Consider the following 14,932-nt stretch of genomic DNA (forward strand, 5'->3'; position numbering starts at 1 on the left):
ACCCGCCAGAATGTAGAAACACTGCGGCTATAGCGCGCATATCTTCTACGAAACCCCGAGCCCGTCGGCACACCACAGACAAAGAGAATGCCCCGCGACCTTCTGGTCACGGGGCATTCGTCGTCTGCACGTACTCAGCTGAGGTGATGGACCTCGGCCAGTCCGTAGACCGGGGTGTCGAGGCCCTCATAACGAGCCTTCAGCTGGAGAGCCAGGTACAGCGAATAGTGGCGGGACTGATGCAGATTGCCGCCGTGGAACCAGAGGCCCGGCTGCTGCGTCGGCTTCCACATGTTGCGCTGCTCGCCCTCCCACGGGCCGGGGTCCTTCGTGGTGTCGGAGCCCAGACCCCAGACCTTGCCGACGCGATCCGCGACGTCCTGTCCCATCAGGTCGGCAGCCCAGCCGTTCATCGATCCGAATCCCGTTGCGTAGACGACGACGTCGGCCTCGAGCTCGGTGCCGTCGGCCAGGACGACCGAGTTCTCGGTGAGGTGGTCGAGCTGCCCCTGGACGAGCTTGATGGTGCCGTTGGCGATGAGCTCGCTGGCGCCGACGTCGATGTAGTAGCCCGAGCCGCGTCGTAGGTACTTCATGAACAGGCCCGAGTCGTCGTCGCCGAAGTCGAGTTTGAAGCCGGCGGCCTCGAGGCGGTCGTAGAACTCCTTGTCCTGCTCGCGGATCTGGTTGTACACCGGCACCTGGAACTCGTGCATGATCCGGTAGGGCAGCGAGGCGAAGGTGAGATCGGCCTTCTTGGTCGTCATACCCGAGGCGACAGCCTCCTCGCTGTAGAGCCCACCCAGAGCGATCGACCGGAGCGAATCGGACTTCACGATGTGTGTAGACGAGCGCTGCACCATCGTGGCGTCGACGCCGTTGTCGACGAGCGCCTTGCAGATGTCGTGGGCGGAGTTGTTCGATCCGATCACGACGACCTTCTTGCCGGCGTAGGAGTCCGGGCCCGGGTGCTGACTGGAGTGGTGCTGCTCGCCGGCGAAGATGTCCTGCCCCGGAACCGTGGGGATCGAGGGCTTGCCGGACATACCCGTAGCGAGCACGAGCTGCGTCGGGTGGAGTGTCAGTCGTTCGCCGTCGCGGTCGAGCTCAACCGTCCAGCGTTCTTTCTCCTCGTCGTAGTTCGCCGAGAGACAGGTGGTCTTGCTCCAGTAGGGGACCTCCATGACCTTGGTATAGAACTCGAGCCAGTCACCGATCTTGTCCTTGGGAGCGAACACCGGCCAGTTCTCCGGGAAGGGGAGGTAAGGGAGGTGGTCGTACCAGACCGGATCGTGCAGGCACAGCGACTTGTATCGCTTGCGCCACTGGTCGCCGGGGCGCTCATGGCGGTCCACGACGATCGACGGCACCCCGAGCTGACGGAGGCGCGCTCCGAGCGCGATGCCACCCTGTCCGCCGCCGATGACGAGGACGTAGGGCTGTGCAGTCCGACCGAGTTCACGTTCTTCGTCGGCCTTCTTCTCGGCCCACGAGCGGGTGTCCGGATCGGAGCCGTGCACGGCCCCGAGCACGCGGGTGGGGCCGCGGTTCTCCTCGTATCCCTTCAGCTCCTGCATCGTGGTGAGGAGCGTCCAGGCGCGGTCGATGCCGTCGGCGTCCGGGCGGATGCGCACATGGCCCTCGCAGCGCCCGACTGCGGTCTCGAAGGAGAGGAAGGCCGACGCCACGCCGTCCCCGTCGTCGGTGGCGTCCTCGGTCGTCGCGAAGCCGGCGGGACGGGTGTCGGCCAGACGTGCGGTCAGCATGTCGCTGATCTGTTCGTGTCCCTCAACGGTCTTGATGTTCCAGGTGAAGGCCGTGAGATCCCGCCAGTAGCTGTCAGTGAGGAACGCACTTGTCGCACGCCCTACATCCAGTGCGGCCAGCGCGGCTTCGAACTCCTCCAGCCACGCGTCGACGCGCTGCTGCGGGGTGCGGCCGGTGCTGACAACCGGCTCCATCGTCTGGGTCATGGTCTCTCCTCGTGCAGTTCGGGGTGGCCGCCGATAGTGACGCGGGCCACAGTGTTGCTGAGGACAGCAGACGCCCCGGGTGCCCACCGCGGCAAGGGTTGCAGCCCGTTGCGACCTACCCCCTCGTTGCACCGGTACTGTGACGTGGCGCACAATCGTCGTGATGACGATTTCCGACCATGTCTCCGATCTGGAGCCTGCCGTCCAGGCCGGCGACGATCCGCGGGAGTTCGCCCACGTCCTGAGCGCCGTCCATGACGCGGCGATGTCGGGTGGGCGGATGCCGGCTCGTCCGCGGGCCGTCATCGACGACTCGTGGCAGCGGCTCCGCAGGGCAGGTCTGTCGCCGGACGCCGACACTGCGGTCGAGCGGGGCCTCGATGTCGAGGAACTCGAAGAGCGGCGGCGTCAATCGGGACTGCACGAGGTCGTCGACGAACTCGCTCGCAATCTGGACTCGCTCATCGCCGACGGGGACAACATTCTGGTCATCGCCGATGCGCGGGGTCACGTGCTGTGGCGAAGCGGGTCGTCGAGAGTGCTGCATCGTGCTGATCAGCTGGGGTTCATCGAGGGCGCCGACTGGGCTGAGGGCTCGGTGGGCACCAATGCGATCGGCACCGCCCTGATGTCCGGCAGGTCCATCCAGGTGTTCTCCGCCGAGCATTTCGTCCGAAGTCATCACTCGTGGACGTGCACCGGCGCGCCGATCAAGGACCCGCGTACCGGGGAGATGCTGGGCGTCGTCGACGTCAGCGGTCCGGCTGCGACGATCCACCCGACCACGCTGGCTCTCGTGCATGCAGTGGCCCGACTGGCGGAGTCGCAGTTGCGGGAACAGCATCACCGACGGCTCGACTGTCTCCGGGCGGTGGCTGCACCGATTCTCGCCCGCTCGCCGGGGCCGGCGCTGGCCGTCGACGTGGACGGGTGGGTGGCAGCCGTGGATGCGGTGTCCCCGCGTTCGCGGCTGGTGTTGCCGCGTGGCGTCGGACCGGGCCGGTCCTTCTTCGGTGCACTCGGCGAATGTGACGTCGAGGCGCTACCGGGCGGCTGGCTCGTGCGCGTGGCCGACGCCGCGGATAGGTCGACGACGCGGGTTTCCATGCGCACGGTGATGACCGCCGCCGGGGGAGAGTCCGTCGAGGTCTCGGTCGAGGGAGCCAGCGGCGGGTGGACCCACCGGTGTTCGCCCCGCCACGGCGACATCCTCACCTATCTCGCGCGACACCGCAGCGGGGTCACCGCGGCACAGATGTCGACCCACCTCTTCGGCGTCGACGACCGGACGGTGACCGTCCGCGCCGAGATGTCGAGGCTGCGCAAGCGTTTCGGTGGTCTGTTGATGGCGGGACCGTACCGTTTCGCCGACGGCGTCGAGGTCCGCCTGGTCGGCTGAAGACCACCTCCGCAAAGACCTTCTGTGACGGTACGGCGGACACATCGTCGTCGACGACCCTGCTGAGGGCGCAGCTCACGGGCCCAGCTCAGGCGCGGATCCCAGCGGCCCGCTCAGTCGTATTCGGCCAGGACGAGTCCCCGGTCGTAGGCGTAGACGATCGCCGCGGCGCGGTCCCGTAGGTCGAGCTTGGTGAAGATGTGGTTCACGTGGCTCTTCACCGTCACCTGCGAAATACCCAGTGCTGAAACGATTTCTCCGTTCGTCAGACCGCGAGCGATCAGGCGCAGGACGTCGGTCTCGCGTTCGGTCAGGTCCGGTGCGGTCGAGGTCTGTTCGCGTCCGGCCCGTCGGAAACCGTTCAGCACGCGTTCGGTGACGGCGGGATCGAGGAAAGCGCCGTCGCGAACGACGGCTCTTACTGCCCAGATCAGCGCCTCAGCAGGCGAGTCCTTGAGGATGAAACCCGCAGCACCCGCTCGCAGTGCACCGGACAGCAGATCGTCGTCGTCGAAGGTGGTCAGCACCAGCACCGGCGGCGGTTCGCGAAGTGTTCGTAGCATCGTCGTGGCGGTGATGCCATCGATGTTGCGCATGCGCAGGTCCATCACCACGATGTCGGGCCGGTGTTCGGTCACGGCCGCGAGAACCTCTGAGCCGTCGGCACATTCGCCGACGATGTCGAACCCGTCGCGGAGCCGGAGGATGCGTCGCAATCCGGTGCGGATCAGTTCCTGGTCGTCGACCAGCAGTACACGGATCGGATCGGCGTCGATGTCGGTGGGACCGATGGTGGTCATACGCCGAGCCCGTCGGTCATGACCCGGGTCGGCAGCGAGGCCCGTACTTCCCAGGTCCCGTCGTCGTGGCAGGTCTCGAGGGTACCGCCGAGCAGAGCGGCCCGTTGCGTCATGCCGTCGATCCCGGCGCCGTCGCGGTCTCTCGCCGGTCCACCGAGATGTGGATTCTCGACGGCGATCTCGACCGAGTCACCCACGGTGACACTCACCGTGGCCCGGTTGGCGGTCGAGTGTTTGACGACGTTGGCGAGGGATTCCTGGGTGATCCGGTACAGCGCCGCGGCGACCGGATCGGGGAGTGAGGCGAGGTCGCCGTCCACGCGGTAGGAGACGTGGATGCCCGCCTTCCGGTAGTCGTCGATCAGTGCGGCGAGATCGCGGTCGCCGGCCGGCGTCGTGGGCGGTTGCTCCTCGTTTGCGCCGAGCACGTGCACGATGTTCCGGATCTCGGACATGGCCTGGCGGCCCTGGCGTTCGGCGTCGGTCAGGGCGTCGATCGCCTCGTCGACGTCGCGATCCTGTTCCAGGGCTCGCCGCGCGCCGGTGACGTTGAGCATGGTGATCGACAACGAGTGCGCGATGACGTCGTGGATCTCCCGGGCGATGCGGCGCCGTTCATCGCTGGCGGCGCGATCGGCGCGCTCACGTAGAACGCGGGCGCGGTTGTCGGACAGGCGTTTCTGGATCGGGACCATATAGCCGATCAGCCACCCGCAGGCGACGCCCAGCGCGTACAACGCGGGGGACCCGAGGTCACCGAGGATGCCGAACGCGACGACCAACGCGACGCACAGCACCGCGACGCGGATTCCGGTGCGCAGCGAGTACATCGCGGCGCCGATTGCCGCCGTGAGGATCAGCTGAAGGGGCGCGGCATCGTTGGGTACCGGGACCATCAGGAAGCACAGAGTGCTCGCGAGGACCGTGAAGCAGACGTAGGTCGACGGCGGCACGCTGAGATCGAGTACGAGAGTGGCGCATGCGAGCACGAGTCCCGCGATCACCCAGCCGGGATGCTCGAACGGGTATCGCTGGGCCGCCGAGACCACCGTGACGGCCACGCTCGCCGACAGTATGACCGCCGGGTACAGCGGCGGGTAGTCCCCGCCGGCCCGTTCGACCCGGCGGCGTAACTCGGCGCCGAGAGCTGCTGTGAAGCTCGTCACCGTTCCAGGATAGGTCCGCAGCCGGTCCCCACCTCCGCCCGTCGATGGATTCTGTTCTCCACCCACGGGTGGAGAGCGGTTCATCCCGCGGCATGGCGATTCGGCGCCGACGTCTCCATAGCGTTGTGAGCAGCACGTTTCCACCATCAGAGAGAGGACGAGATGATGATGCTCCCAGGAGGCAACGGCTCGCGATGGGTCGCGTCGCCCGCTGTATCGGAACCACCCGGGCTGTCCACGCGACGGCCTGTGCTCGTCGGGGTGTCCGGTAGCGAGGCGTCGCGCCGGGCCCTGAAGGCCGCGGTGAAGGCAACCGGCGGAACAGCTGACCTCATCCTGGTCTGCGCCACACGACGTAGCCGGCGCGAGCAGGCCCCGACCGCACTCCACGATGCACTCAAGGATGAGTCGTACCTGCTCACCGGACAGGCCGCGGTCGCCGAGCAAATGCGGACCGCACGTGAACTGGCCATCTGGCTCGGTGCCCGGTCGGTGGTGACCCACACCGGCTACGGAGATCCGGTGACCGTGGTGGAACACGCCGCGGACCGCTTCGACGTCGGGACGGTAGTGCTCGGCACGGCGAGTGGCCGTCCGGGCTCGACCGCGCGTGCACTTGCGCGACGCCTCGGCGACGGGGTTGATCTCGTTGTCACTAACGGGGTCACCCATCATCGTCGCCAGACCACCACGCGCGCGGCGTCGTTGCGGACCGTCCGCCGAGTACCGGGCTGGGTTGTGCCGCAACGAGGCCTCGCCGTTCACTGATCGCGTGACAGGATGTGCTCATGCACATCACCGACGAGGCACGTCTTCGGGAGATCGTCGGGCATCCGGTCGATCTGGTCCGCAACAAGGTGAAGCCGACCCTGTCGGAGATCCACCGAGAGTGGCTCGCCGAATCTCCCATGGTCTTCCTGGCGACCTCGGACGAACACGGTCGGATCGATGTGTCCCCCAAGGGCGACCCGCGGGGAAAGGTCGTCCACGTCGTCGACGACTCCCGCATCGCCATCCCCGAGCGGCCGGGTAACAAGCGGGTCGACGGGTACCTCAACATCCTTCGAAATCCCCACGCGGGCACGGTCTTCCTGATCCCCGGGCGCGGAGACACGCTGCGGGTCAACGGCCGGGCCCGCATCGTCGACGATGGCGACTACTTCGACGACCTGGCGGTCAAGGGCGTGCGGCCGATCCTCGCGGTGGAGATCGACGTCGAAGAGGTCTTCTTCCACTGCGCCAAGGCGTTCCTGCGGTCGGATCTGTGGAAACCGGAGAGTTGGACCCCCGACGTGCTGCCGTCGCCCGCCGCGATCACGAAACAGGTGATGCCGGAGGTCGACGAGGCGGCGCTGGAGAGGCGGTACTCGGAGGAGAACTTCCGCAAGATCCTGTACTAGCCCTTCGACGACCGTTCGTCGCGCGTGGGCGACCGGTCGGCGCAGGTCACGCGACCCGATTTGGTGTCGGACGTCACACCGATACGCTCTAGGGGCGGCGCGACACGTGAGGGTGTCCCGCCATGAGCGCGCGGACGAAAGGATGGCCATGGGCCAGTACAGCGAAGCATTCACCCAGGCCGTCGACGATCGGGAAGGCTTCTGGCTCGAGGCCGCGAAGGCCGTCGACTGGACCACCGAGCCCACCCGCGCCCTCGACGACTCGGCCGCGCCGTTCTACCGCTGGTTCCCCGACGGCGAGCTGAACACCTCCTACAACGCCCTCGACCGCCACGTCGCGGCCGGACAGGGTGACCGTACGGCCCTCATCTGGGACTCGGCGATGGTCGGCGAGGTCCGCCGTTACACCTACGCCGAACTGCTGGACGAGGTGTCCCGGTTCGCGGGCGTCCTCGCCGCCCGCGGCATCACCTCCGGCGATCGCGTCGTCATCTACATGCCGATGATCCCGGAGGCCGCCATCGCGATGCTGGCCTGCGCGCGGATCGGTGCCGTGCACTCGGTGGTCTTCGGCGGCTTCGCCGCACCCGAGCTCGCCACCCGAATCGACGACGCCGAGCCGGTCGCGATCGTGACCGCCTCCGGTGGTCTCGAACCCGGACGCGCGGTCGAGTACCTGCCGATGGTGGCCAAGGCGATCGAACTGTCGGCCGACGCGCCGCAGACCGTCATCGTCAAGGACCGTCCCGAGATCGCCGGTTCCGCTGCCGATCACGACGGGTGGCTGGACTGGGACACGGCGATGGCCGACGCGCAGGCCGCCGATCCGGTACCGGTTGCCGCGACCGATCCGCTCTACATCCTCTACACCTCCGGCACCACCGGAAGGCCCAAGGGTGTGGTCCGCGACAACGGAGGCCACGCCGTCGCGCTGACCTGGTCGATGAAGAACATCTACGACATCTCCGCGGGCGACGTCTGGTGGACGGCCTCCGACGTCGGCTGGGTCGTCGGCCACTCCTACATCGTCTATGCGCCGCTGCTCGTCGGTGCGACGACCGTGATGTACGAGGGCAAGCCGGTCGGAACCCCGGACGCAGGCGCCTTCTGGCGGGTCATCTCCGACCACGGCGTCAAGGCGCTCTTCACCGCACCGACCGCGATCCGCGCCGTCCGCAAAGCCGACCCGAACGCCGAAGAGCTGGCGAAGTACGACGTGTCGTCCCTGCAGACGTTGTTCGCCGCAGGCGAGCGACTCGACCCCGACACCTTCACCTGGGCGTCGAACACCCTCGGCGTCCCGGTCGTCGACCACTGGTGGCAGACCGAGACCGGCTGGGCGATCGCGGCGAATCTCCGTGGCCTGGAACCGATGCCGATCAAGGCGGGTTCGCCCACCGTGCCGGTACCGGGTTATGCCGTGGGCGTCGTCGATGCCGAGGGCAAGCCGGTGTCGGCCGGGGAAGAGGGCAGCATCGTCATCGAGTTGCCGCTGCCGCCGGGGACGCTCGCCGGTCTGTGGCGCGACGAGGACCGCTACCGCAAGTCCTACCTGGCCGCCTTCGACGGTTACTACCTCACCGGCGACTCCGGTTACGTCGACGAAGACGGCTACGTGTTCGTCCTCGGCCGCTCCGACGACGTGATCAACGTTGCCGGGCACCGCCTTTCGACCGGAAGTATCGAAGCTGTGGTGGCGTCGCACCCGGCCGTCGCCGAGTGCGCGGTCATCGGCATCCACGACGACCTCAAGGGGCAGCGGCCGAGCGGGTATGTTGTGCTCAAGTCCGGCGTCGACATCGAGGCCGACACGCTGCGCAGTGAACTCGTGGCCAAGGTGCGCGAGGAGATCGGCGCGGTCGCAACCTTCCGCGACGTGACCGTGGTGCCCGCCTTGCCGAAGACGCGGTCGGGCAAGATCCTGCGCAAGACGATGCGCCAGATAGCCGATCACGAGGAGTACACGGTTCCGTCGACCATCGAGGACCCGGACGTGCTGACCGCGCTCGCCGAACAGCTGAAGGGCTGAGAAGGTCCGACGCCGTGCGCGACCGCATCCTCCGTATCGCGATAGCCGTCGTCCCCTTCGTCGGACTCGTCGGCACGGTCGTCATGACCGTGATCGATGCGCTGTCACCGGGAGGTGACCTCGGCCGGGATCTGCTCGAGAACTCGGTGCTGTGGATGATCGGCGTGCAGGGCTGGATGACCGGTTGTGGACACATGTTCTTCGGTGAGCCGATCGCGGACTCGATCGGCTGGCCGTCGAAGACGCCCTGGCAGTGGGAGGTCGGGCTCGCGAGTCTCGCCACCGGTGTCCTGGGTGTGATCGCGTCGGGGTTCGGCGACGAGTTCACCCTGGCCACGATCATCGCGTTCTCCGTGTTCTACCTGGGCGCCGCAGTCGGGCACGTGCGAGAGATGGTGACCAGGCGAAACTTCAAGCCGGGCAACGCCGGACCGATCTTCTTCTTCGACGTCCTGGTGCCGGTCTACCTGATCGTGTTGTACACCGTCGTCACCTAGCGCAGACTGGGTCGCGTGCAGGTGGACAAGCACGACGAACTCCCCGTCGACCCCGACGAACGTCCGCTGCACCTGCGCGTGCACGCTCTGGCGTGGGTGTTCGCGGGCGGGCTGATCGGTACGGGCGTGCGGTACTGGGCGGAGGAGACGTTTCCCTCCGCCGAGGGGCACTGGCCGTGGGCGACTTTCGCGGTCAACGTCATCGGTGCGTTGGTCCTCGGTGCGCTCCTCGAACTGCTGGCCCGCCTCGGGCACGACGAGGGGTGGCGTCAGCGGGTGAGGCTCTTCGGCGGTACCGGCATCTGCGGGGCGCTGACGACCTACAGCACCTTCGCACTGGAGATCTCGGAACTGACACGAGCCTCGGCGGTCGTGACCGCACTCGCGTATGCGGTGGTCAGCGTCGTCCTCGGTCTGCTGGCGGCAGCCAGTGGCATCGCGCTCGCCTCGGGGTTCGCGACTCGATGGGCACGACGTTGATCGCCCTGGCCGTGATGGTTGCGGGAGCGCTGGGCGCGGTGACGCGCTTCGTCGTCGACGGCGCGGTCAAGTGGAAGTGGCCGACCATCACCCCGTGGGGCACCTTCGTCATCAACGTGAGCGGTTCGGCGCTGCTCGGTGTACTCGCCGGTCTGGTGCTGTTCCACGGTGCACCGCATGAACTGCAGGCGATCATCGGGACCGGATTCTGCGGTGGCTACACGACTTTCAGCACCGCCAGCTTCGAGGTCGTCCGCCTGGCGGAGAACAAACAGCGACTGGTCGCCGGTGCGTACGCAGTCCTCACCCTGCTCGTGTCGGCGGCGGCGTGCGCAGCGGGTTTGGCTGTGGTCTGGGCGGTCTGAGGCGAGCCGTCTCTCGACAGCGAATCGGCCCCGCCACCTCGATGAGGTGGCGGGGCCGAATGCTGTTGCGTCAGGCGCTCACTTGAGCTCGGCGCTGCTCTTGTTGAGCACGCGGCGGGCGATGATGAGGTTCTGGATCTGCTGGGTGCCCTCGAAGATGTCCAGGATCTTCGAGTCACGCGCCCACTTCTCCACCAGCAGGCGCTCGGAGTAGCCGAGCGTGCCGGTCAGCTCGACCACCTTGTTGGTGATGTCGGTGACGGTGCGTCCGGCCTTGGCCTTCGACATCGACGCCTCGGTCGAGTTGGGCTGCTTGTTGTCGGCCATCCACGCAGCACGCATGGTGTGCAGGTAGGCGGCCTCGAAATCGGCTTCCATGCGCAGGAACTCGGCGGCCGCGGCGTGCTGGTCGGCGGCCGGGCGGTCGTAGTCGACCTCGATGCCGGCCTCGTCGAGGATGCGACGCAGCTCCTCGAGCGCCGCACGCGCGACACCCACGGCCATACCCGCGACGAGGGGACGCGTGTTGTCGAAGGTCTGCATGACCCCGCCGAAGCCCTTCTTGGTGTCGACCTCGGGGGAGCCGAGCAGGTTCTCCTTGGGGATGCGGCAGTTCTCGAAGCGGATGACCGCGGTGTCGGAGACGCGAATGCCCAGCTTGTGTTCCAGGCGAACGACTTCCACACCGGGATGCTCACGCGGAACCACGAAGCTCTTGATGGCGGCACGGCCGAGGCTCTTGTCGACGGTCGCCCACACGACGATGTGGGTGGCGCGCGAGCCGGCGGTCACGAAGATCTTCTCGCCGTTGATGACGTACTCGTCGCCGTCGAGGGTCGCGGTGGTGCTCACCGCGGCCGAGTCGGAGCCGAAGCTGGGTTCGGTGATCGCCATTGCGGCCCACACCTTGCCGAACTGTTCGAGCTGCTCGTCGGTGGCGACCGCGGCGATCGCCGAGTTGCCCAGGCCCTGATAGGGGATGGAGAGCATGAGGCCGACGTCGCCCCACGAGGTCTCCATGACGTTCACGACGGACTGCATGTTGCCGCCGTTGACGACCTGGCCCTCAGCCTTGGGTTTGGCCTTCTTCTGCTGGCTGCGACCGCCGTCGGCGCCCGCACCGGCCTGGCCGGTCTCCGAGAGGCCGTCGTAGAGGCTGGCCAGGGTGTCGAGCTCGACCGGGTAATCGTGTTCGCGCAAATCGTATTTGCGCGAGATGGGTCGGAAGATCTCCGCCGCCGCCTGATGTGCCTGATCGATGGTGACGTGCAGCTTCTTCGGGAGTTCGAGATTGATGCTCATGTCAGATTCCTTGGGTCAGGAGGCGGTCTAGAGGACGACGATGCCTTCGCCGATACCTGCGCCGCGCAGGTCGCGGTACCAGCGCTCGACCGGGTGCTCCTTGGTGAAGCCGTGACCGCCGAGGAGCTGGACCCCGTCGAGGCCGATCTGCAGGCCCTTGTCGCTCGTCAGCTTGCGGGCGAGGGCGGCTTCGCGGGCGAAGCTCAGGCCCTGCTCGGCGCGAGCGGCGCCGCGCAGCGTGACCAACCGGATCGAGTCGACCTCGGTCGCCATGTTGGCGACCATGAACGCCACCGCCTGGCGGTTGGAGATCGGCTCGCCGAAGGCCTCGCGCTCGTTGACGTAGGGGATGACGTAGTCGAGGACGGCCCGCGCGGTGCCGGCGGCCAACGCCGACCAGCCCAGACGCGAGAGGCGCACGACGTCGCGGTAGGCGGCGCCGGTGGCGTCGCCCTCGCCGGCGATCAGTGCCGATTCCGGAACGGCGACATCTTGCAGGAGCAGGCGGCCCATGCCGGCGGCGCGGACGCCCATGCCCGGGTCGGCCTCGACGATCAGTCCCTTGGAGTCGGATTCGACGATGAACAGTGCGGGCTTGCCGTCGAGCTGGGCGCCGACGATGAACAGCTCCGACGAGCCGGCGGCCGGGACGAACGACTTCACGCCGTTGAGGCGATAGCCGCTCGGCACACGGGTTGCCTTGGTGTTCAACGAGAATGCGTCGAACAGCGGCCTCGGCTCGGCGATGACGACGGCCGACTGCGGCACGTTCTCGCCGGCGAAGTCGGGCAGGTAGGTGCGCTGCTGGGAGTCGGTGCCGAAGTTGGTGAGGGTGGTGGCCACGCCACTGGGTGCGAGCAGCGGGAGCGCAAGTCCCATGTCGCCGTAGGCCATCGCCTCGGCGACGAGTGCGTTGGTGACCACGCCGCGCTCGGTGGCCGCGCCGTCGAAGTCCTCTGGCACGTTGATCATGGTGATGCCCAGCTCGGCCGAGCGCTTGACGATGTCCTCGGGCGCGGTGGCCGCGGCATCGGCGTCGTACGCGGCGGGGCGCAGGATCTCGGTGGCGAAGTCCTTCACCGTCTCCGCGATCATCTGCTGCTCGTCGTCAGGTGTGAGGTTGAAGTAGTCCTTGGGTGCGGTGGTCAGACGCTTGGCGTCGCCCGAACCGCCCTGGACAGCCTTGAACGCGCGGTTCGCCGCACCGAGGGTCTGGAACCCGGTCTTGGTGGCCTGGTAGGCGACGCGGTTGATGGGCTCGCGGATCTTGTACTTGTCGGCGAACTCCGAACCCGTCACCGTCGACAGCACACGCATCGCGGTGCCGATGAAGTTGCGGGGATGCGGGTTTCGGCCGACTGCGGAGGTGTCGCGCGGTTCGGTGTGAGTTGTCATGATCACCAGCCGTTTCTTCCAGTAGCCCCGATCAGGGTCCTCTGCACGAGTTTTTACGGACCGATCTTACTCGGTAGTAAGTCCAAACCTTACTCCGTAGTAAGAAGTTTGTCACCTACTTGTCCGACGCCGTCGTACGGCCTGCGCGCTAGGCTGGCCGGGTGTCCGTGGAAGCCCGCTCCGACCTGCGCTTATCGCCGACCGGTGCACTCGGCGCGGCGGTCGTGGGACTGTCCGGTGCCGCGGCGGTCGGAGCCGCCTGCGCGTTCACTCCCGCCGGCATCGCCGAGGGACCGGGAATCTGCCCGTTCGCGTTCATGACGGGCCTGCCCTGCCCGGGGTGTGGGCTCACCCGCAGCTGGGTGGCGTTCATGCACGGCGACATCGGGGCGTCGTTCCGGTTCAATGTCTTCGGTCCGATCCTGCTCATCCTGACGATCGTCACCGTCAGCCTCGCGGTCGCAACCCTGGTGCGGCGGAGGCGTTCTCCGCTCGAGGGCTGGCGCGACGTGGTGCTTGGTCGTGCCGGCGCCATCCTCCTGGGGGCGTGGCTGACCTACGGACTGGTGCGCATCGTCGATGCCGCGGCGGGTTGGGGGATCTTCCCGATCGTGGTGTGAAGAAGGCAGAGTGGATGCATGCAGATCACCCACTTCGGCCATTCCTGTCTGCTCGTCGAGATCGACGGGACCAAGGTGCTCTTCGATCCGGGCAACTTCTCGCACGGCTTCGAGGGCATCAGCGGTCTCGACGCCATCCTGATCACCCATCAGCACCCCGACCATTGCGACGTCGCCAAGCTGCCCGACCTCGTCGCGGCCAACCCCGACGCCGTCCTCTACGCCGACCCGCAGACCACGGCACAGCTCAACGGCGACGACGTGGCCGGCGCCTGGACCGCGGCACAGGGAGGTGACCAGATCGAGATCGGTTCGCTCACCGCACGATTCACCGGCGGGCGGCATGCGGTCATCCACCCGGAGATCCCGGTCATCGACAATGTCGCCTACATCCTGGGCACCGCCGAGAAGCCGGGACAGTTCATGCATCCGGGCGACTCGTTCTACATCCCCTTCGAGCACGTCGATGTCCTCGCGCTGCCCTCGGCGGCGCCGTGGATGAAACTGAGCGAATCCGTCGACTACCTCCGCGCGATGGCGCCGCGGGTCGCGGTCCCGATCCACCAGGCGGTCTTGTCCGACGCGGGTTCAGCCGTCCATTACGCCCGGCTGTCGGACATGAAGGACGACGCGACCGAGTTCAAGGTGCTCGACGAGGAGACCGGTACGGAGGTCTAGGGCCGCAGCGCGGCGAGCACCTCGTCGTGCAGGAGTCCGTTGGTGGCGACGGCACTGCCGCCGGCCGGGCCGGGGGTTCCGTCGAGTGCGGTGAACCGACCGCCGGCCTCGCGGACGAGGATGTCGAGGGGTGCGAGGTCCCAGAGGGAGACCTCGGGTTCGGCGGCGATGTCGACCGCGCCCTCGGCGACGAGGCAGTAGTTGAAGAAGTCGCCGTAGCCGCGGACGCGCCAGACCCGGTCGGTGAGGTCGACGAAGCGGTCGCGGATGCCGCGGTCGGCCCAGCCCGACAGGCTCGAGAAGGCCAGGCTCGACGAGGAGAGGTCGCCGACCCCGGACACCGAGAGTTCGCGGGCGTCCTCGCCGTCGAAGCAGGTGTGGGCTCCGCGCCCGGTGGCCGCCCACCAGCGACGACGCAGGGCCGGCGCGGACACCACGCCGACCGTCGGCACACCGTCGACGAGCAGGGCGATCAGGGTGGCCCAGACCGGGACGCCGCGCACGAAGTTCTTGGTGCCGTCGATGGGGTCGATGACCCACTGACGACCGGACAGGGTGGCGTCGCCGCCGAACTCCTCACCGAGAACCATGTCGGCGGGCCGGCGGGCGGCAAGCCGTTCGCGGATGAGCGTCTCGCAGGCGAGGTCGGCGTCGGAGACGGGCGTGAGGTCGGGTTTGTCGTCGACGCGGAGGTCGACCGCTCCGAACCGGTCCATGGTCAGCGCATCGGCGGAATCGGCGAGCGACAGTGCGAGTTCGAGGTCGTCGTCGTAGCTCTGTGAGGTGCTGGGGTTCTTCGGACCGGAGTCGGCGGACATGCCCGGTAGG

At 67.5% G+C, this 14,932-nt stretch carries 15 protein-coding genes; 9 read left to right on the forward strand and 6 right to left on the reverse strand.

Annotated elements, in window-relative coordinates; translation table 11 throughout:
- Positions 1-134: 134 nt before the first annotated feature.
- Positions 135-1,973: a flavin-containing monooxygenase gene (locus M1L58_RS18030; protein ID WP_248659933.1), complete on the reverse strand. Its 1,839-nt coding sequence runs from the start codon at positions 1,971-1,973 to the stop codon at positions 135-137.
- Between the two features lie 163 nt (positions 1,974-2,136).
- On the opposite strand from M1L58_RS18030, the gene M1L58_RS18035 reads away from it, so the two are divergent.
- Complete coding sequence (locus tag M1L58_RS18035; RefSeq protein WP_248659934.1) at positions 2,137-3,372, forward strand: helix-turn-helix domain-containing protein; 1,236 nt, start codon at positions 2,137-2,139, stop codon at positions 3,370-3,372.
- Between the two features lie 113 nt (positions 3,373-3,485).
- Here M1L58_RS18035 and M1L58_RS18040 read toward each other — a convergent pair whose 3' ends face one another.
- Both M1L58_RS18040 and M1L58_RS18045 read right to left on the reverse strand, forming a co-directional pair.
- Positions 3,486-4,172: a response regulator gene (locus tag M1L58_RS18040; protein WP_248659935.1), complete on the reverse strand. Its 687-nt coding sequence runs from the start codon at positions 4,170-4,172 to the stop codon at positions 3,486-3,488.
- Positions 4,169-5,338, reverse strand: coding sequence for a sensor histidine kinase (locus tag M1L58_RS18045; protein WP_248659936.1), 1,170 nt, complete (start codon positions 5,336-5,338; stop codon positions 4,169-4,171). Before M1L58_RS18045 ends, M1L58_RS18040 begins: the two co-directional genes overlap by 4 nt.
- 168 nt (positions 5,339-5,506) lie before the next feature.
- Between M1L58_RS18045 and M1L58_RS18050 the strand changes: the two genes are divergently transcribed.
- The 6 genes from M1L58_RS18050 to M1L58_RS18075 all read left to right on the forward strand — a co-directional run bounded on the left by M1L58_RS18050 (position 5,507) and on the right by M1L58_RS18075 (position 10,109).
- Entirely contained in the window at positions 5,507-6,106 is a 600-nt protein-coding gene (locus M1L58_RS18050) for a universal stress protein (protein ID WP_282578857.1), read from the forward strand.
- Positions 6,107-6,126: 20 nt separating this feature from the next.
- Positions 6,127-6,738, forward strand: a complete 612-nt coding sequence (locus M1L58_RS18055; protein ID WP_248659938.1) for an MSMEG_1061 family FMN-dependent PPOX-type flavoprotein — start codon at positions 6,127-6,129, stop codon at positions 6,736-6,738.
- Positions 6,739-6,886: 148 nt separating this feature from the next.
- Positions 6,887-8,767, forward strand: coding sequence for a propionyl-CoA synthetase (locus tag M1L58_RS18060; protein ID WP_248659939.1), 1,881 nt, complete (start codon positions 6,887-6,889; stop codon positions 8,765-8,767).
- Positions 8,768-8,781: 14 nt separating this feature from the next.
- On the forward strand, positions 8,782-9,264 hold the full coding sequence (locus M1L58_RS18065; RefSeq protein WP_248659940.1) for a DUF6790 family protein: 483 nt from the start codon (positions 8,782-8,784) through the stop codon (positions 9,262-9,264).
- 15 nt (positions 9,265-9,279) lie between these two features.
- Entirely contained in the window at positions 9,280-9,744 is a 465-nt protein-coding gene (gene crcB / locus M1L58_RS18070; RefSeq protein ID WP_248659941.1) for a fluoride efflux transporter CrcB, read from the forward strand.
- Complete coding sequence (locus M1L58_RS18075; protein ID WP_006865487.1) at positions 9,729-10,109, forward strand: fluoride efflux transporter FluC; 381 nt, start codon at positions 9,729-9,731, stop codon at positions 10,107-10,109. Before crcB ends, M1L58_RS18075 begins: the two co-directional genes overlap by 16 nt.
- A gap of 78 nt (positions 10,110-10,187) precedes the next feature.
- Here the strand turns inward: M1L58_RS18075 and M1L58_RS18080 are convergent, their stop codons facing one another.
- Positions 10,188-11,411: an acyl-CoA dehydrogenase family protein gene (locus tag M1L58_RS18080; RefSeq protein ID WP_006865488.1), complete on the reverse strand. Its 1,224-nt coding sequence runs from the start codon at positions 11,409-11,411 to the stop codon at positions 10,188-10,190.
- Between the two features lie 27 nt (positions 11,412-11,438).
- Positions 11,439-12,806 (reverse strand): acyl-CoA dehydrogenase family protein, encoded by a 1,368-nt coding sequence (locus M1L58_RS18085; protein WP_248659942.1) that lies wholly within the window; start codon positions 12,804-12,806, stop codon positions 11,439-11,441.
- 161 nt (positions 12,807-12,967) lie between these two features.
- On the opposite strand from M1L58_RS18085, the gene M1L58_RS18090 reads away from it, so the two are divergent.
- Entirely contained in the window at positions 12,968-13,426 is a 459-nt protein-coding gene (locus M1L58_RS18090; RefSeq protein WP_248659943.1) for a DUF2752 domain-containing protein, read from the forward strand.
- A gap of 18 nt (positions 13,427-13,444) precedes the next feature.
- On the forward strand, positions 13,445-14,104 hold the full coding sequence (locus tag M1L58_RS18095; RefSeq protein WP_248659944.1) for an MBL fold metallo-hydrolase: 660 nt from the start codon (positions 13,445-13,447) through the stop codon (positions 14,102-14,104).
- On the opposite strand, the gene hisN is transcribed toward M1L58_RS18095, so the two are convergent.
- Positions 14,101-14,922, reverse strand: a complete 822-nt coding sequence (gene hisN / locus M1L58_RS18100; RefSeq protein ID WP_248659945.1) for a histidinol-phosphatase — start codon at positions 14,920-14,922, stop codon at positions 14,101-14,103. The two genes, M1L58_RS18095 and hisN, sit on opposite strands and share 4 nt — an antisense overlap.
- Between the last annotated feature and the right edge of the window lie 10 nt (positions 14,923-14,932).

Origin of the sequence: Gordonia sp. C13, from assembly GCF_023218005.1 — a bacterium.
GTDB lineage: Bacteria > Actinomycetota > Actinomycetes > Mycobacteriales > Mycobacteriaceae > Gordonia > Gordonia namibiensis.

Coding starts and splice junctions, on each gene's coding strand:
- M1L58_RS18055 (WP_248659938.1), top strand. CDS start 6,127: ATGCACATCACCGACGAGGCACGTCTTCGGGAGATCGTCGGGCATCCG.
- M1L58_RS18080 (WP_006865488.1), bottom strand. CDS start 11,411: ATGAGCATCAATCTCGAACTCCCGAAGAAGCTGCACGTCACCATCGAT.
- M1L58_RS18040 (WP_248659935.1), bottom strand. CDS start 4,172: ATGACCACCATCGGTCCCACCGACATCGACGCCGATCCGATCCGTGTA.
- M1L58_RS18035 (WP_248659934.1), top strand. CDS start 2,137: ATGACGATTTCCGACCATGTCTCCGATCTGGAGCCTGCCGTCCAGGCC.
- M1L58_RS18085 (WP_248659942.1), bottom strand. CDS start 12,806: ATGACAACTCACACCGAACCGCGCGACACCTCCGCAGTCGGCCGAAAC.
- hisN (WP_248659945.1), bottom strand. CDS start 14,922: ATGTCCGCCGACTCCGGTCCGAAGAACCCCAGCACCTCACAGAGCTAC.
- M1L58_RS18075 (WP_006865487.1), top strand. CDS start 9,729: ATGGGCACGACGTTGATCGCCCTGGCCGTGATGGTTGCGGGAGCGCTG.
- M1L58_RS18050 (WP_282578857.1), top strand. CDS start 5,507: ATGCTCCCAGGAGGCAACGGCTCGCGATGGGTCGCGTCGCCCGCTGTA.
- M1L58_RS18095 (WP_248659944.1), top strand. CDS start 13,445: ATGCAGATCACCCACTTCGGCCATTCCTGTCTGCTCGTCGAGATCGAC.
- M1L58_RS18030 (WP_248659933.1), bottom strand. CDS start 1,973: ATGACCCAGACGATGGAGCCGGTTGTCAGCACCGGCCGCACCCCGCAG.
- M1L58_RS18060 (WP_248659939.1), top strand. CDS start 6,887: ATGGGCCAGTACAGCGAAGCATTCACCCAGGCCGTCGACGATCGGGAA.